A 17,554-nucleotide genomic window follows, 5' to 3' on the forward strand; every position below is an offset into this window, starting at 1 on the left:
CCACTGTGAGTATGCTGTTACCAGCCAGATACCCTGCCAGTCAGATAGAGAACCGCGCCTGGTCGCTGAAAGCAAGGCTTGATGGCGCTTGCGAAAAGTCTTAGCGCTCTCAGACAGTATATTCTTTATCCAGTTGGCGGCAACCGCCAACACGCAGAAACAATAAGGGGCGATATCGCTATCGCCCCTAAAATCACTGCATTCAGGTCGTTACTGCACCGCGGCAAAGGCCTCGGCCACTTGACGAACGTTATTGTGGTTCAGGCCCGCCACACACATACGACCGCTGTGGATTAGATAGACACCGAACTCTTCACGCAGCCGGTCAACCTGAGCCGCGCTGAAGCCGGTGTAGCTGAACATGCCGCGCTGCTCGAGCAGGTAATCGAAGTTACGCTGTGGCAACGCGCCCTTGAGCGTTTCGACCAGCGCTTTACGCATCTCCAGAATACGGTTGCGCATGGACTCCACTTCGGCCAACCATTGCGCTTTCAACTGCGCATCGTTCAGCACTTTTGCCACCACCTGAGCACCGAAGTTCGGTGGGCTGGAGTAGTTACGGCGCACGGTCGCTTTCAGCTGCCCCAGCACACGCTCGGCGGCCTCGCTGCTTTCACACACCACAGAAAGCCCACCCACGCGCTCACCGTACAGTGAGAAGATTTTCGAGAATGAGTTGCTCACCAGGCACGGCAAACCGGCAGCCGCAATGGCGCGAATGGCGTAGGCATCCTGATCCATTCCGCCGCCAAAGCCTTGATAGGCGATGTCGAGGAACGGGATCAGTTCACGTTCGGCGATCACTTTAACCACCTGATCCCACTGGGCATTGGTGAGATCGGAACCGGTCGGGTTATGACAGCAAGGATGCAGCAGGGCAATGCTCTTGGCCGGCAGCTGTTGCAGCGTGCTCAGCATGGCATCAAATTTCACCCCCAGTTTTTCACCGTCGAAATAGGGGTAAGTATTCACTTTGAAACCGGCGCCACCAAAGATGGCCACGTGGTTTTCCCAAGTCGGATCGCTGACCCAAACCTGAGAGTCCGGGAAATAGCTTTTCAGGAAGTCAGCCCCCACTTTCAACGCACCAGAACCGCCCACGGTTTGAACGGTGGCAATGCGCCCTTGTTGCAGCATGGGGTGTTCAGCACCAAATAACAGTTGCTGGATTGCGCTACGGTAAGGCTGTAGGCCTTCCATCGGCAGGTAGACCGAGGCCCCCTGTTCAACGCTGTTAAGTTGGGTTTCAGCAGCGGCAACGGCCTTCATCTGTGGGATGATGCCTTGCTCATTGTAGTAAAGGCCAATACTCAGGTTCACCTTGTGCGCACGGGGATCTTTTTTGAATTTTTCCATCAGCGACAGGATCGGGTCACCTGCATAGGCTTCAACATTCTGGAACACGGGTTGGTTCTCCTGATTTTGGTTGTTCGGGCACAGTCCCTAATATAGCCACAAATCGGCGTTGGGTTTTAGCTTTATCTGGTCACCGGAAGCAAACCGTTTTCTTTGATCCTTTCCAGCACCACCGCCGTTTTGATATGCCCGACGCTTTTATGGCGGGAAAGCTTCTGGCTGATAAACTCACTTAACGCTGGCAGGTCTGCTACCGCCACTTTCAGCAGGTAGTCGGCATCGCCGGTAGTTTTATAAACGTCAACAATTGCGTCCACTTCTGCCAGCATCTGATGAAAACTGTCGATCTGCTCTTGGGTATGGGTCAGCAGGCTTACCTCTATCAGCCCCACCAGCCCCAATCCCACCGCCTCCGGTGCCAGCCGGGCGTGATACCCTTTGATCAACTGGGCTTGCTCCAGGCTGATACGGCGGCGCGAGCATTGCGAGGCCGAAAGCCCGACCAGTTCGCTCAGTTCCTGATTGGTCAGACGGCCATTGGCCTGTAACAGCGTCAGGATTTTCATATCAAAATCGTCAATGTTGTACATAGCCACCTGTAAAATGTGTTAATAAATGTTGACGCTACAGACTAGCAGCTTTTTTAGCCTTGCAACCATCGGTGCTGGCGGGTTGTGAGAGACATAGCAGCAAAGCCAGCTTCCTTGCTCAGAAATGGCATAAAAAACGGCTAAATTACGCAAACCAACAACAATTAACGGCAAAACCGCGCATAAAACCACAAATGTATTTGTCGACATGAAAAGGAAATTTGATGAAAAAACTATTGCCTCTCGCCTTGCTGGTCGCCACCGGGAGCGCCAGCGCACAATCCAATCTGGACAAGGTATTGCAGCAAAAAACGCTGACGGTCTGTACCACCGGCGATTACAAGCCCTACACCTTCCTGAAAGAGGATGGCAGCTACGAAGGCATTGATATCGCGATGGCCGAGTCGCTGGCCAACAGTCTGGGGGCCAAAGTGAAATGGGTAAAAACCACCTGGAAAACCCTGACGCCTGACTTCGTGGCCGGGAAATGTGATATCGCCATGGGGGGGATCTCAGTGACGCTGGAACGCCAGAAGCAGGTGTTTTTTGCCGAGCGGCTTGATACCGACGGCAAGATCCCGCTGGTGCGTTGTACCGACGTGAAAAAATACCGCACCATTGAGCAGATTAACAAACCTGCGGTGCGGCTGATCGAGCCTGCCGGTGGCACTAACGAAGCCTTTGTCCGTGCGCATCTGCCTAAGGCCAACCTGACGCTGTCCCACGATAATATGGGCATTTTCCAGCAGTTGGTAGACCGCAAGGCCGACGTGATGATCACCGATGCCTCCGAAGCCCTGTACCAGCAGAAACGTTATCCCAAGCTGTGTGCGGTGAACCCGGATAAGCCAATGCAATACGGTGAGAAGGCCTATATGCTGCCGCGTGATGATATGAGTTGGAAGCTGTATGTCGATCAGTGGCTGCACTTGAGCAAGGCCAGCGGGGAGTATCAGAAGATTATCGGCCAGTGGCTGGCGGTGAAGAAGAAATAGTTGATGGCCCCTCACCCTAACCCTCTCCCACAGGGAGAGGGAACCGATCGAGCGCGCTATCAGGTAGGGAACTTGCCTGATCACCGCATTCATTAGACCAGAACAATCAGCCCTATTTGCGAAGGGAAACATATCGATCACGGTATCGCACCACAACTCTTGGTTGAAGGGGCGACCGAGGTTGCCAAGATTATCTAATCACTACCAAAAGAGCAGAGGCTATCAACTCCCTCTCCCTGCGGGAGAGGGTTGGGGTGAGGGAAGTTACTCGCCGATATATTCCATCGTGACGCGCTGGGTCAGCTTGGTGATCAGCTCATAGGCGCTGATGCCGCTAAAGGCAGCCACCCGTTCAACCGGCAGCTCATTGCCCCACAGCACCACTTCATCACCCACCTTATCGCTGGCATCCGGCCCCAGATCGACGGAAATCATATCCATGGAGACGCGGCCGACAATCGGTACTTCACGTCCGTTCAGCCAGACCGGCGTGCCAGAAGGTGCACTGCGCGGATAACCGTCGCCATAGCCCATCGCCACTACGCCCAGGCGGGTATCTCGTTCACTCACCCATAGCCCGCCGTAGCCTACCGGCTCCCCGGCTCGATGCTCACGCACCGCGATCAGGCTGGATTTCAGCGTCATGGCTGGTTGCAGCCCAAAGTGGTCGGCGTAGGGCTTCTCCAACGGGGATACGCCATACAGGATAATCCCCGGGCGTACCCAGTCACGATGAGCCTGTGGCCACAGCAAGATCCCGCCGGAAGCCGCGATCGACTTCAGGCCCGGCTTATCGTTGGCGAAGTGCTCAAAGCAGCTGATTTGCTTTTCGGTCGCATCCACCAGGGGTTCGTCGGCGCGGCTGAAGTGACTCATGATATTGACAGGCTGAACCACGTTGCGACAGGCGCACAAACGCTGGTAGAACGCCTCTGCCTGTTCCGGACGCACGCCCAGACGATGCATTCCGCTATCCAGCTTCATCCATACCGACACCGGGTGCGCCAGTTCAATCTGCTCCAGCGCCTCGAGCTGTTCGATGCTGTGAACGGCGGTTTCGATATTATTCGCCACCAGCGCGGGCAGATCTTCGACACAAAAAAAACCTTCCAGCAGCAGGATCGGTTTAACGATGCCACCGGCACGCAGCATCAGCGCTTCGCCAATACGCGCTACGCCATAACAGTCGGCATCTTGCAAAGTGTGAGCCGTTTCCAACAGGCCATGTCCATAGGCGTTGGCTTTCACCACGGCAATCAGGCGGCTTTGCGGCGCCAGGCGACGGATCTGTTGCAGGTTGTGTCGCAGGGCGCGGCGATCGATGACAGCAGTTGCCGCTTTCATTTCAATTCCTTAGCTGATTATTCATCATCATATTGTGGCCCCGCATAATTATCGAAGCGCGACCATTGGCCGTTAAAGGTCAGGCGTACGGTACCGATCGGGCCGTTACGCTGCTTACCCAGAATAATTTCGGCAATCCCTTTCAGATCGCTGTTCTCGTGATAAACCTCATCACGGTAGATGAACATAATCAGGTCGGCATCCTGCTCGATGGAGCCGGATTCACGCAAATCGGAGTTAACCGGGCGCTTATCGGCGCGCTGTTCCAGGCTACGGTTCAACTGTGACAGCGCCACCACCGGCACCTGCAGCTCTTTCGCCAAGGCTTTGAGCGAGCGGGAAATTTCGGCAATCTCCAAGGTACGGTTGTCGGAGAGTGACGGCACGCGCATCAACTGCAGGTAGTCGATCATGATCAGGCTGATCCCGTCATGTTCACGGAAAATACGCCGTGCGCGGGAGCGCACTTCGGTGGGCGTCAGGCCAGAGGAGTCGTCAATATACATATTGCGCTTCTCCAGCAGGATCCCCATGGTGCTCGAGATCCGCGCCCAATCCTCATCATCCAGTTGGCCGGTACGGATACGGGTCTGATCCACGCGCGATAGCGAGGCCAGCATACGCATCATGATCTGGTTGCAGGGCATCTCCAGGCTGAAGATCAGCACCGGTTTATCCTGCGTCATCGCAGCGTGTTCGCACAGGTTCATCGCGAAGGTGGTTTTACCCATTGCCGGACGGGCCGCGACGATGATCAGGTCAGACTTTTGCAGACCGGCGGTTTTCTTGTTGAGATCGTGATAGCCAGTGTCTACACCGGTGACGCCGTCGTGCGGCTGCTGATAGAGCTGCTCAATGCGGGCGACGGTATCTTCCAGAATACGTTCGATGCCTTTGGGGCCTTCATCTTTGCTGGCACGGTTTTCCGCGATCTGGAATACCCGGGATTCGGCCAGATCGAGCAGATCTTCACTACTACGCCCTTGCGGATCGTAACCCGCATCGGCGATTTCGTTGGCGACGGAGATCATTTCACGGACGACCGCTCGTTCACGCACGATATCGGCATACGCACCAATGTTGGCCGCACTAGGGGTGTTTTTCGATAATTCTGCCAGATAGGCAAAACCGCCCACCGTCTCCAGATCGCCCCTCTGTTCCAACGACTCGGACAGCGTGATCAGGTCGATAGGCCGGCTCATCTCCAGCAGACGCTGCATTTCGGTAAAGATCAGGCGGTGTGGGCGGCTGAAGAAGTCGTTGGCGACTACGCGCTCCGCCACGTTATCCCAGCGTTCGTTATCCAGCATCAAACCGCCCAACACGGACTGCTCCGCCTCCAGCGAATGTGGCGGCATCTTCAGCCCTTCCATCTGGCGGTCTCTGGGTTCGTACGTGTTTGTCTTGTTGGTTGGTTTTTTGCCTGCCATGAAGCCTATTCTTTATTCAGTTGCGAATGGGGGGTAGCTGACGCAAGAGTATACGTGATTTTCAGTCATGATTCCCTGCGCAAAAAAGGATTAATCACTGCGCAACGGGCTAGATAGTCTGGGCTGATAAGCGTAGGGTGAAAACAGCCATTTAAACGAGGTAGCGACATGTCAAAACGCATCCAATTCTCCGCCACCGGCGGCCCGGAAGTGCTGCAGTATGTTGATTTTACTCCTGTCGATCCCGCAGCCGGGGAGGTTCAGGTCGAGAACAAGGCGATCGGTATCAACTATATCGATACCTACGTACGTAGCGGCCTGTACCCACCAGCAAACTTCCCAAGCGGGTTAGGTACCGAAGCGGCCGGGGTGGTCATCAAGGTCGGGGCAGGTGTCAGCGCGGTCAAACCTGGCGATCGCGTGGTTTATGCCCAGTCCGCACTGGGTGCCTACAGCGAAGTTCACAACGTCCCGTTGGAAAAGGTGGCTATCCTGCCGGATAACCTCACTTTCGAACAGGGTGCTGCCTCGTTCCTCAAAGGGTTGACCGTACATTATCTGCTGCGCCAAACCTATGAGGTCAAGCCGGGCGAGGTATTCCTGTTCCATGCCGCCGCCGGGGGGGTTGGGCTGATCGCCTGCCAGTGGGCCAAAGCGTTGGGTGCCAAACTGATCGGCAGCGTGAGTTCTGACGAGAAAGCCGAGCAGGCATTGCGTGCCGGCGCCTGGGCCACCATCAATTATCGCCAGGAAAACATCGCCCAGCGCGTAGCTGAACTGACCAACGGCGAAAAGGTTAACGTGGTCTATGACTCCGTAGGGCAAAGTACCTGGCAGGACTCATTGAACAGCCTGAAGCGCCGCGGACTGATGGTGAGCTTTGGTAATGCCTCCGGCCCGGTTACCGGCGTCGATCTGGCATTGCTCAATCAGAAAGGCTCACTTTACGTCACCCGTCCTTCGCTCAATGGTTACATCACCAACCGTCAGGAATTGCAGTTTGCCAGTAACGAGCTGTTTTCGCTGATTGGCAGCGGTGCGATTAAAGTTGATGTGAAAGCGACACAGAAGTTTGCTCTGGCAGATGCCCTGCGGGCACACCAGACCCTGGAAAGCGGCCAGACCAGCGGCTCCAGCCTGCTGATCCCTGGTCTGTAACGCCAATAAAGAAAGGGCCCCATCAGGAGCCCTTTCTAGTTTACTGCGTTTTGTAGGGGTAGAGCAGAGTCCGCCAGAGATGGGGGTTGCTTTAAGCAACACTCTTGTCAGCTCTCGCGGTGATGAAAATGATTAGCATCACTGCTGCGGGAGTCATCCTAGCAGCCTCGATAAGTAAAAAATATGTTTAATGTGCCGCATTCGCATTTAAAACATCAAGCTGTGATCCCCGCCACACTGGCAAGCAATCTGCAGGGTGAATTTCAGCGTGACTGACTGATATTTAGGCAAAAAATCTTAATAGCGCCGTATCTGTGGTTTCTGCATAGAGCGGTATATCCACACGCCAACCACCGCCAGGATCAGCCACGGCAGCAGTTTAAACACCATGGCAAACAGCCCGCCCAGTAGCATAAAAGCCGCGGCCACAAATAACGCAGCCATCACGCCCAACAGTGAAATACCGGTTACCAGCAGCATGGCGACAAAGCCGATCAGAAAGAACAGTTCTAACATAGGTTGCTCCTTGGCAAAACAATAGGTCTGTCTTGTTCTTTACAAGAAACGTGCCAACTTGAAGTTAATGATAAGTTATTGAAATAATGAAAAAATGGCGCCACACCGGGTGACGCCATTAGTCAAAAAAACCAACTTTTAGTCAAGTTCTTTGCCGATTATGCCATTTCAGTGCGCGGTGAGCGCACCAATGCCAAAGCCTGTTCGACGGTGCGCACATCAGCTCCTGGTTTATGGGCATTTTCACTCAGATGACGGCGCCACTGCCGCGCACCAGGGATCCCCTGGAACAAACCGAGAATATGGCGAGTGATGTGGCCCAGATAGGTGCCGTTCGCTAGCTCGCGCTCGATATACGGATACAGCGATTCGATAATCGCCACGCTGTCCATCACCTCGCTCTGGCGGCCGAAAATCTCGCTGTCTACCCGCGCTAGAATGCCTGGATTCTGGTACGCCTCGCGCCCCATCATCACACCGTCCAGATGTTGCAGATGCTGCTGGGCTTCTTCCAGCGTTTTCACGCCACCGTTGATCGCAATGGTCAGCGCTGGGAAGTCACGTTTCAACTGATAAACACGCGGATAGTCCAGCGGAGGGACTTCACGGTTTTCTTTCGGACTCAGGCCGGAAAGCCAGGCTTTACGGGCATGAATGGTGAACATATCGCATTCCCCACGCCCAGCAACGGTAGAGATAAAATCGCACAGGAACTCATAGCTGTCCTGGTCATCGATACCAATACGGGTTTTTACCGTCACCGGGATCGACACCACGTCGCGCATCGCCTTGATACAGTCTGCCACCAAGCTCGCCTGCCCCATCAGACAAGCACCAAACATACCGTTCTGTACCCGATCTGACGGGCAACCGACATTAAGGTTGATCTCGTCATAGCCACGCTGTTCCGCCAGTTTGGCACAGTGCGCCAGTGCTGCAGGATCGCTGCCCCCTAGCTGTAAAGCCACGGGGTGCTCTTCCTCACTGTATGCCAGGTAGTCACCTTTACCGTGGATGATCGCGCCGGTGGTCACCATTTCGGTGTACAGCAGCGTTTCCTTGCTCAGCAGGCGATGGAAGTAACGGCAATGGCGATCGGTCCAGTCCAGCATAGGGGCAATGGAGAAACGATTGGCGGCGTATTTACTGGCCTCGCTTGGCTGATGCACTGATTTGGCAGGGGTGGCTTTTTCGTGGTCCTGGTTCATGTTCGCTCGTTCTGTGTATTTTCTCGTTCTCTATCCCCTGCTGCCTATGCGAAGGCCAGATCGTTGAGGAGGGAGAGGCATGGCTTACTATAACATACAGAAACAACCAAAGCCTGACGGGTCTATTAATGCAAACGAAAGATAAACGTAATGCTAAACGCTCGATTTTAGTCGTAATCACCCCCTAAAAAGTCATAAATTTAAATAAAATCCTAATTTTTTTCAGTTGCTTGTTTTGTGGCCTGCTTTTAAAGATAATCCGCTCGCCATCACTGGGATGGAATTTAATAGCAGGATGCTTTATGAAAAAGTTTGTACTTATTTTCAGCATGTTAGCAATGTCATCCTCTGCTTTTGCAGGTGAGTTGACCGAAACTTGTAAAAAATACGTTGGCGAAGTGGATGACATGATCGTTGAAGCCTCTAAAAATGAAGCTGCAAAAGCTCAGATGGATGCTTTAAAAGTTCAAATGGATCAAGCCAAAGAGCAGATGGCTGCCATGCCAGCGGAACAGCAAGATCCCGCTTGTAAGCAAGGCATTGAGATGATGGGTAAGATGAAAGCCTCCATGGGTTTGAAATAAATAGCTCTCAAATAAGTCTACACCAGTAGTTCTTACGGGTCTCATCCAGGCCCGTATTCGAATAGCGCTTAGCCATCCATACGGTAAATTATTTCCTCGCCCTCTCCCTTCAATCCAAAGCTTAATGCCTATCGCAATACTTTAATTATCAATAAAATAATCCAGGCATACCCAAAAACGAAAAATAGTGATCTGCATCCCACTCTGACCAGAATAGCCGTAGAAAATCGCCCGATTTGCCGTGTTATCCAGGGAAAGCGGGGCAACCCTCGGCGATTGCGTTGAAACATGATAAAATCGGCTTCTTTGCCTAGCCGGATAATTGCCATGAACTCAACCAACCAGGAAAAGCTGCTCGCGCAGGCTGAACAACTCTGTCAGCAACGCAACGTGCGACTGACCCCGCAACGGCTGGAAGTGTTACGCCTGATGGCTGAGCAACCCGGCGCCATCAGCGCTTACGATTTGCTGGATTTACTGCGTGTGGCAGAGCCGCAGGCCAAACCACCTACGGTCTATCGTGCACTGGATTTCTTGCTGGAACAGGGGTTTATCCACCGCGTCGAATCGGCAAACAGCTATGTGCTGTGCCACCACTTCGAACAGCCGATGCATACCTCCGCCCTGTTTATCTGCGATCGCTGCGGACAGGTCACGGAGCGCACTACCGAAGGGGTGGAAGAAACCTTGCAGAAACTGGCTCAAGAATCAGGGTTTGTGCTGCGCCATAGCGTAGTGGAAGCCCACGGTCTGTGTTCTGCCTGTGTGGTGGTAGAAAATTGTGAAAACCAACACGATTGCGATCATGACCACAGCATTGTGGTAAAGAAAAAATAAGCGGATTGGATTGCAGGAAGGAGCGGGTACATCCTTGTTCCCGTGGCCGTGGCAGGGGGGAAATCTGCCAGGCCGGATGGTGTCGTAGCGCCGCAATACTCAGCTGCTCATCGCGCTACCAACGATACTTGCTGTGTTCTTCCCAGGCTTTGACTTCTTTTTCGGCTGCCTCTTTCTGGTAGCCATAGCGTTCCTGGATTTTACCGACCAGCTGTTCGCGTTTCCCTTCGATCACGGTGATATCGTCATCGGTCAGCTTGCCCCATTTTTCCTTCACTTTACCTTTAAACTGCTTCCAGTTACCGTCGGCTTGATCTTTGTTCATAATCTCTCCGTTACTCTTGGTTGTCAGTTTTAGATAAATCTGGCTGGACTTAACTGAGTCAAATTTAAGGTTATCTAATGCGTCCGTTGCCAATTAAGCGCGGGCTTAATTCGCCAGCCACGTGATTAACTATAGTCACCCATCACGAAAAGCGCCCGAAAAGCAGCATGAAATAGGGTTAGGAAAAGTCTCAATAGCAAAAAACGCCATTAAAACAGTAAGCAAGCGAAGCAAAACAGCCTCCATCACATGTAATAAAATGTGAATATCCATCCCATATCATCAACTAGTCTGGCCTATCCATCGCTAATTGGGGGATGAAAACCAGGTGCCTTGCACGCTATGACGATGCCAAACCCAGCCCAAAGCAGCCCCGCGCAGTGCCAGGAATACCGCCAGAGCCAGCCATAAACCGTGGTTGCCCAACACCGGCAGGGTGAACAACGTCAGCCCGTAGCCCACTGCGGCTACCGCCATGCTGTTACGCATTTCTGCGCCACGGGTGGCGCCGATAAACATGCCATCCAGCAGATAGCACCAAACCCCCACCAGAGGCAGCACCACCTGCCAGGGCAGATAATGATTTGCCAGCGCACGCAACTCCGGCAGCGAGGTTAAGCCTGCCACAATCTGCTGCCCGGCGAACAGATAAATAACGGCAAAACCACAGGCAACCAGGCAAGCCTGCCGACAGGCGGCACGCCATACTTTATGCAGTTGCCGCCCGTCCCGCGCACCATAGGCGTGGCCGGAATGGGCTTCCACCGCATAGGCAAAACCATCCAGAGCGTAGGCGGTAAAGGTCAGCAGATTCATCAGCACCGCATTCACCGCCACCACCTCTCCGCCCATGCGGGCTCCCAGAATGGTCAACGAGGCAAAACACAGTTGCAGTAATAACGAGCGCAGCATGATGTCGCGGTTAAGTGCCAGCAGGCGGCGCAGATCCCCACGCCAGGCGGTACGCAGCATCGCCAGCGAAATCCCCCGCATGCGTAGTACCCGCCATGCCAACCACAAACCCAGCAACAGCGTGGCGTACTCCGCAATCACCGTGGCAGCCGCGGCCCCCTGCACGTTCCAACCCAGCCCCATCACCAGCCAGATATCCAGCACGATGTTCAGCAGGTTACCGACAATCAACAGGATCACCGGCGCCCTCACGTATTGAACTCCCAGCAACCAACCGAGCAGCACCATATTGGCCAACGCCGCAGGGGCGCTCAGCCAGCGGATCTCCAAAAATAGCCTGGCCTGTACCAAGACTTCCCGATCGCCCCCCACAATGTTCAGCGCCAAGGTGATCAACGGGGCTCGCAACAGCACAATCGCCAGCCCGGCCACCAGCGCCAACAATAACGGCTGCATAAAGGCGCGAGCCAGCCGGTAGGGATCTTGCGCCCCCAGCGCCTGCGCCGTCAGCCCGGTGGTACTCATACGCAGGAACAGCAACAACATAAATAGGAAGCTGGTGGCCATTGACCCCACCGCGACCCCGCCAAGGTAGCTAGGGCTATCGAGATGGCCGATAACGGCGGTATCCACCAGGCCAAGCAAGGGGACGGTAATATTGGAGAAGATCATCGGCAACGCCAGACGCCACAGAGCTTTGTCGGTGTCACTGGTGAAGGCAGAAAGCAGGCGCATGGCGATATGTTCCCGTACAAGCATGGATTTTAGCGTAGCTTAGAAATGACATCGCCCCAGAGTTGGGGCGAGGTTTGCCGTTTTAAAGGGCTGTAATACGAGGTAAAACGGTTAGATCCAGTCGCCGTTGCGGATTACACCCACCGCCAGGCCTTCAATGGTGAAGTTCTGCTGGCGCAGATCGACCACGATCGGTTGGAATTCGCTGTTTTCTGGCAGCAGTTCGACGACGTTACCGTGTTTCTTCAGGCGTTTGACCGTGACCTCGTCTTCAATGCGGGCGACGACGACCTGGCCGTTGCGTACGTCTTGAGTCTTATGCACTGCCAGCAGATCGCCATCCAGGATGCCGATGTCGCGCATCGACATGCCGCTAACGCGCAGCAGGAAATCGGCATTAGGCTTGAACAGTGAAGGGTCCACCTTATAGTGCCCTTCAATGTGCTGCTGAGCCAACAGAGGTTCACCGGCAGCCACACGGCCCACCAGAGGTAACCCCTCTTCATCTTCCATCAGCAAACGGATACCGCGTGATGCACCGGAGATGATCTCGATAACGCCTTTGCGAGCCAGTGCTTTCAAGTGCTCTTCTGCAGCATTTGGTGAGCGGAACCCCAGGCGCATTGCGATCTCGGCACGCGTCGGTGGCATGCCCGTTTGCGAAATATGATCGCGAATCAGGTCGTAGACCTCTTGCTGTCTGGTAGTTAGTGCTTTCATTCCGCCCCCTGTTTGTTTATACAGTCTTGCTGTGAGTATATACAGCTAAGTCTGGATTGGGAACCGAAGAATAAATAAAAATCAGCAAGTAGCGAGCGTGATCGCAACGATACCCGCTGGTTTTCACGCCAAATGCTGCCAAAGTACCGAAGCCCAAACGAACAGCGCCAGAATGATTGCCAGCGATACTGCCGCCGAACCCATATCTTTGGCCCGCCCGGAAAGCTCGTGATATTCCGAACCTACGCGATCGACAACGGCCTCAATCGCGCTGTTGAGGATTTCGACAATCATCACCAGCAGCACCGAGCCGATCAACAAGATGCGCGCTATCGCCCCTACATCCAGCCAAACCGCCACGATGATAGCCACCACCGTCGCCACCAGCTCTTGGCGGAATGCGGCTTCGTTCTGCCAGGCAGCGCTTAAACCTTTATAGGAATAGCCTGCCGCTTTAATGATACGCGTCAGGCCAGTTGCTTGATTTGCCATAGTTAAGAACGCCTTTCTCCAAGATGGATCATGTACCCGTCGTGTTGCAGCCGCAACGTTCCAGACAGATTTGCCAGCCCAATCACATTTTTATCGCAGCGCAGTATACAGCAAGGTTGGAATACCTTAATCACCTAGCTATGTCGTACCAATGCCGCGAGCGTATGAGTGCGCTAGAGCGGCCAATTTGATATCCATCAGGTATAATTCAACTATGCACTTCCATTGCCGTGAACGGCCGTGGATTTCCCAACGCCACAGATCTGCTACCCGGTTTCTGGTATGCTTGCGGCGAATTGCTAACAAGAGGCTTCACGTTGTCATGTCAGGTTGGCGTAAAATCTATTATAAGATATTGAACTTACCACTAAAAATGTTGGTAAGAAGTAAGGTTATCCCAACAGATCCGGTCACGGAGTTAGGGTTGGATCCCTCACGACCGATTTTGTATGTTTTACCTTATAATTCCAAGGCGGATTTACTCACTTTGCGCACCCAGTGTCTGGCGCAAGATCTGCCCGATCCCCTTAACCCGTTGGAAATCGATGGTACCGTGCTGCCAAGCTACGTGTTTATCCACGATGGCCCACGCCTGTTCCGTTATTACACGCCCAAAGAAGAATCGGTAAAACTGTTCCACGATTATCTGGATCTGCACCGCAGCAACCCGGATCTCGATATTCAGATGTTGCCGGTATCGGTGATGTTTGGCCGCTCCCCTGGGCGCGAAGGCCACGGCACGCCGCACCTGCGCCTGCTGAACGGCGTACAGAAGTTCTTCGCCGTACTGTGGCTGGGGCGCGACAGCTTTGTCCGTTTCTCCAACACCGTGTCCCTACGCCGGATGGCGACCGAGCACGGCACCGATAAGACCATCGCGCAAAAACTGGCCCGTGTCGCACGCATGCACTTCGCACGCCAGCGCCTGGCCGCCGTTGGGCCAAGCCTGCCTGCCCGTCAGGATCTGTTCAAAAAGCTGCTGGCCTCCAAGGCGATTGAAAAAGCGATCGAAGACGAAGCGCGCAGCAAAAAGATCTCCCACGAAAAGGCCCAGCAGAACGCAATTGCGCTGATGGAAGAGATTGCCGCCGATTTCTCCTATGAAACGGTGCGCCTGTCCGACCGCGTGTTGAGCTGGACCTGGAACCGGCTGTATCAAGGTATCAACGTCACCAACGCCGAGCGTGTGCGTCAGCTGGCGCAGGATGGCCACGAGATCGTCTATGTGCCGTGTCACCGTAGCCATATGGACTATCTGCTGCTGTCCTATGTGCTCTACCATCAAGGGCTGGTGCCACCGCATATCGCAGCGGGTATTAACCTGAACTTCTGGCCTGCCGGGCCGATCTTCCGCCGCCTGGGCGCGTTCTTTATCCGCCGCACCTTCAAGGGCAACAAACTCTATTCAACCGTGTTTCGCGAATACCTCGGTGAACTGTTCACCCGTGGTTACTCGGTAGAATACTTTGTTGAAGGCGGGCGCTCCCGTACCGGCCGCCTGCTGGAACCGAAAACCGGCACCCTGTCGATGACCATTCAGGCCATGCTGCGCGGCGGTACCCGTCCGATCACCCTGGTGCCGATTTATATCGGTTACGAGCACGTGATGGAAGTAGGGACTTACGCCAAAGAGCTGCGTGGCGCGACCAAAGAGAAAGAGAGCCTGCTGCAAATGGTGCGTGGCTTGCGCAAGCTACGCAACCTCGGCCAGGGCTACGTAAACTTTGGTGAACCGCTGCCGTTGACTACGTACCTGAACCACAACGTCCCGCATTGGCGTGAATCTATCGACCCGATCGAAGCACAACGCCCAAGCTGGCTGACGCCTGCGGTCAACGATCTGGCGGCTCAGATCATGGTGCGCATCAACAACGCTGCCGCCGCCAACGCCATGAACCTGTGTTCTACCGCGCTGCTGGCCTCACGCCAACGTTCGCTGACCCGTGAGCAGTTGCTTGAGCAGTTGGAATGCTACTTACAGTTAATGCGTAACGTGCCATATGCACCGGACGCCACCGTACCAGCGCAAACGCCAGACCAGTTGCTGGATCACGCTTTAAACATGAACAAGTTTGAAGTGGAGAAGGACAACATCGGTGACATCATCATTCTGCCGCGCGAGCAGGCGGTGCTGATGACGTACTATCGCAACAATATCCATCATATGTTGGTACTGCCTTCATTAATCGCCTCTATCGTGATGCATCACCGCCGCGTGTCGCGCGTTGAGCTGCTGCGTCAGGTCAGCCTGATCTATCCGATGCTGAAGGCCGAGCTGTTCCTGCGTTACGACAAAGAACAGCTAGCCGAAGTGCTGCAACCGCTGATCGAAGAGCTGATACGTCAGCAGCTGATTTGTAGCAAAGGCGATGAGCTGGTGCTGAACCCTGCACGCATCCGTCCGTTGCAGCTGTTGGCCGCCGGGGTGCGTGAAACCCTGCAACGCTATGCCATCACCATGTCGATCCTCAGCGCCAACCCAAGTATCAACCGGGGTGCCCTGGAGAAAGAGAGCCGCATTATGGCCCAGCGTCTGTCGGTGCTGCACGGCATCAACGCGCCGGAATTCTTCGATAAGGCGGTGTTCTCCACCCTGGTGGCGACGCTGCGTGAAGAAGGCTTTATCAATGATATTGGCGATGCGATCCGCGAGCACACCATGGAGGTTTACACCATGTTGAGCGATCTTATCACCCCGGAAATCAAGCTGACCATCGAAAGCGTCAGCATGCCGGAAGAAACCAATACCCCAGCGCTGGCGGCTGAAGTCGTAAAAGAAGACGAGTAACTCGCAGGCCAGTTACCACGAAAAAGGCATCCGATAATGGATGCCTTTTTACTTTTTGCGTTGGGCAAATCACACGTAGCTAAGCGCAATACCGATGAACAGCACCAAGCCAACGTAGTTGTTATTCAGAAAGGCACGGAAGCAGGCATCGCGATCGCGGCCAGCCACCTGCTTTTGCTGATGGATAAACAACGCCCCGGCCAGCAACAGCGACCAATAAAACGCGCCCCCCAGTTGCATCAGATAGCCCACCCACAACATCAGCAACAGCGTAGCAAACTGCAACAACCCGACGATCAACTTGTCATGGCGGCCAAACAGCACCGCGGTGGATTTGATCCCAATCTTCAAGTCGTCATCACGATCGACCATGGCATACAGGGTATCGTAAGCCACCGTCCAGCAGATATTGGCCAGAAACAGCAACCAGCAGCTCAGTGGCAGCGACTCGCTGACAGCGGCATAGGCCATCGGGATCGACCAGCCAAACGCTGCCCCCAGCACCACCTGAGGCAGATTGGTCACCCGCTTCATAAACGGGTAAACCCAGGCCAGTGCCAGAGCCGCCAGCGACAGCCAGATGGTCATGGCGTTCAACGTCAGCACCAGCGCAAAGGAAACCAGCACCAACGAGACAAACAGGATCTTGGCCTCTTTTTCGCTGACGCGGCCGCTCGGCATCGGGCGGCCAGCGGTGCGTTTCACATGCCCATCGAAAGCGCGATCGGCATAGTCATTCACCACGCAACCCGCAGCACGCATCAGGAAAACGCCAAGCACAAACACCAGCAATACCGACGGCGAAGGAACTCCCCCCCCTGCCAACCACAATGCCCACAGGGTGGGCCACAGCAACAATAGCGTGCCAATCGGCTTATCGATGCGCATCAGATGGCAATAGGCCTGCCATTTGCTTTGAATCACGCTCCCTTCCAAAGTTCTTTCTCCCCTAATTATGCCGGAGTGCCCTTTTCCACCGCATACAGTGGAGAGGCCGGTAGAAACAGTTCCGTCAGTAACAATGGTTTTCCCGCCAGACGGAGACGAGAACGCCGTGCCCACAGATCCTTCTGCTGGCCAACATGGATATAATCACGAGTCAGGCTTTCACTGCTGAACAGATAACGGCCCAGTGGCAACGTCCCCAGATCGACCAGCGCCAGATCCGGCCCGGCCAGGGTTTCCTGCGGGATCACCGTACGCCCCAGCAGCCAAGGCTGCCCGTCACCCAGTAAGACGATTTCACGCAGCCAATAGCGCTCGCTGTGTGGCAGATGAACCGCCTCTTCGGCAAGCTGGTCACGAGTGATGAAGCATTCACGCTGTGGTTCTACCTGCACGCGGCCACAGTGGCGCTCAAAACGGCGGGTCATGGAACCTAACTCCATCAGCCAATCGCTAACGGCGGCAGGTATTGAGGAATGTTCAGACAGCCACTCAATAGGCGGCAGGATGGGATCCCTAATGTCAGACATTATGCTACTCCAGGCCGGAGGCTGCGTGCCGCGCCAAGCCATACAAACTGTTAACAGAAATCCATTGTAACGCAGAAATGCAAAAGCGG

At 54.5% G+C, this 17,554-nt stretch carries 17 protein-coding genes; 5 read left to right on the plus strand and 12 right to left on the minus strand.

The window, feature by feature from the left end:
* Positions 1-210 precede the first annotated feature (210 nt).
* Together AC6HVW_RS16395 and AC6HVW_RS16400 are read right to left on the minus strand one after the other, a co-directional pair.
* A complete protein-coding gene (locus AC6HVW_RS16395) occupies positions 211-1,404 on the minus strand; it encodes an amino acid aminotransferase (protein WP_071681593.1) in 1,194 nt (397 codons plus the stop codon).
* Between the two features lie 74 nt (positions 1,405-1,478).
* On the minus strand, positions 1,479-1,946 hold the full coding sequence (locus AC6HVW_RS16400) for an Lrp/AsnC family transcriptional regulator (protein ID WP_021180805.1): 468 nt from the start codon (positions 1,944-1,946) through the stop codon (positions 1,479-1,481).
* A 224-nt stretch (positions 1,947-2,170) separates the two neighbouring features.
* On the opposite strand from AC6HVW_RS16400, the gene AC6HVW_RS16405 reads away from it, so the two are divergent.
* Entirely contained in the window at positions 2,171-2,941 is a 771-nt protein-coding gene (locus tag AC6HVW_RS16405; RefSeq protein ID WP_024483975.1) for a transporter substrate-binding domain-containing protein, read from the plus strand.
* Positions 2,942-3,205: 264 nt separating this feature from the next.
* Here the strand turns inward: AC6HVW_RS16405 and alr are convergent, their stop codons facing one another.
* Positions 3,206-4,285, minus strand: a complete 1,080-nt coding sequence (alr, locus tag AC6HVW_RS16410; protein WP_497569553.1) for an alanine racemase — start codon at positions 4,283-4,285, stop codon at positions 3,206-3,208.
* Between the two features lie 17 nt (positions 4,286-4,302).
* Complete coding sequence (gene dnaB / locus AC6HVW_RS16415; protein ID WP_024483977.1) at positions 4,303-5,715, minus strand: replicative DNA helicase; 1,413 nt, start codon at positions 5,713-5,715, stop codon at positions 4,303-4,305.
* Positions 5,716-5,883: 168 nt separating this feature from the next.
* Between dnaB and AC6HVW_RS16420 the strand changes: the two genes are divergently transcribed.
* The gene (locus tag AC6HVW_RS16420) at positions 5,884-6,873 is read left to right on the plus strand and encodes a quinone oxidoreductase (protein ID WP_071681596.1); all 990 of its coding nucleotides are present in this window, start codon (positions 5,884-5,886) and stop codon (positions 6,871-6,873) included.
* 297 nt (positions 6,874-7,170) lie between these two features.
* On the opposite strand, the gene pspG is transcribed toward AC6HVW_RS16420, so the two are convergent.
* Positions 7,171-7,389, minus strand: coding sequence for an envelope stress response protein PspG (pspG, locus tag AC6HVW_RS16425; RefSeq protein WP_021180810.1), 219 nt, complete (start codon positions 7,387-7,389; stop codon positions 7,171-7,173).
* A gap of 158 nt (positions 7,390-7,547) precedes the next feature.
* The gene (gene dusA, locus AC6HVW_RS16430; protein WP_071681597.1) at positions 7,548-8,597 is read right to left on the minus strand and encodes a tRNA dihydrouridine(20/20a) synthase DusA; all 1,050 of its coding nucleotides are present in this window, start codon (positions 8,595-8,597) and stop codon (positions 7,548-7,550) included.
* Positions 8,598-8,899: 302 nt separating this feature from the next.
* On the opposite strand from dusA, the gene AC6HVW_RS16435 reads away from it, so the two are divergent.
* Together AC6HVW_RS16435 and zur are read left to right on the plus strand one after the other, a co-directional pair.
* Positions 8,900-9,181: a DUF5339 domain-containing protein gene (locus tag AC6HVW_RS16435; RefSeq protein WP_071681599.1), complete on the plus strand. Its 282-nt coding sequence runs from the start codon at positions 8,900-8,902 to the stop codon at positions 9,179-9,181.
* A gap of 327 nt (positions 9,182-9,508) precedes the next feature.
* Positions 9,509-10,018 carry a zinc uptake transcriptional repressor Zur gene (gene zur / locus AC6HVW_RS16440; protein ID WP_024483981.1) on the plus strand — a complete coding sequence of 170 codons (510 nt, stop codon included), beginning with the start codon at positions 9,509-9,511 and terminating at the stop codon, positions 10,016-10,018.
* Positions 10,019-10,133: 115 nt separating this feature from the next.
* On the opposite strand, the gene AC6HVW_RS16445 is transcribed toward zur, so the two are convergent.
* The 4 genes from AC6HVW_RS16445 to AC6HVW_RS16460 all read right to left on the minus strand — a co-directional run bounded on the left by AC6HVW_RS16445 (position 10,134) and on the right by AC6HVW_RS16460 (position 13,202).
* Entirely contained in the window at positions 10,134-10,343 is a 210-nt protein-coding gene (locus AC6HVW_RS16445; protein ID WP_024483982.1) for a CsbD family protein, read from the minus strand.
* A 306-nt stretch (positions 10,344-10,649) separates the two neighbouring features.
* Positions 10,650-11,990, minus strand: coding sequence for an MATE family efflux transporter DinF (gene dinF, locus AC6HVW_RS16450; protein ID WP_071681600.1), 1,341 nt, complete (start codon positions 11,988-11,990; stop codon positions 10,650-10,652).
* A gap of 111 nt (positions 11,991-12,101) precedes the next feature.
* Entirely contained in the window at positions 12,102-12,710 is a 609-nt protein-coding gene (lexA, locus tag AC6HVW_RS16455; RefSeq protein WP_021180815.1) for a transcriptional repressor LexA, read from the minus strand.
* A 123-nt stretch (positions 12,711-12,833) separates the two neighbouring features.
* On the minus strand, positions 12,834-13,202 hold the full coding sequence (locus AC6HVW_RS16460) for a diacylglycerol kinase (protein WP_071681601.1): 369 nt from the start codon (positions 13,200-13,202) through the stop codon (positions 12,834-12,836).
* 322 nt (positions 13,203-13,524) lie between these two features.
* Between AC6HVW_RS16460 and plsB the strand changes: the two genes are divergently transcribed.
* Positions 13,525-15,990, plus strand: a complete 2,466-nt coding sequence (gene plsB, locus AC6HVW_RS16465; protein ID WP_071681603.1) for a glycerol-3-phosphate 1-O-acyltransferase PlsB — start codon at positions 13,525-13,527, stop codon at positions 15,988-15,990.
* A 69-nt stretch (positions 15,991-16,059) separates the two neighbouring features.
* On the opposite strand, the gene ubiA is transcribed toward plsB, so the two are convergent.
* Together ubiA and ubiC are read right to left on the minus strand one after the other, a co-directional pair.
* A complete protein-coding gene (gene ubiA, locus AC6HVW_RS16470) occupies positions 16,060-16,926 on the minus strand; it encodes a 4-hydroxybenzoate octaprenyltransferase (RefSeq protein ID WP_186486641.1) in 867 nt (288 codons plus the stop codon).
* A 17-nt stretch (positions 16,927-16,943) separates the two neighbouring features.
* Positions 16,944-17,465 (minus strand): chorismate lyase, encoded by a 522-nt coding sequence (gene ubiC / locus AC6HVW_RS16475; RefSeq protein WP_071681607.1) that lies wholly within the window; start codon positions 17,463-17,465, stop codon positions 16,944-16,946.
* Positions 17,466-17,554 lie beyond the last annotated feature (89 nt).

It is taken from the genome of Serratia sp. NCCP-200 (assembly GCF_059697885.1).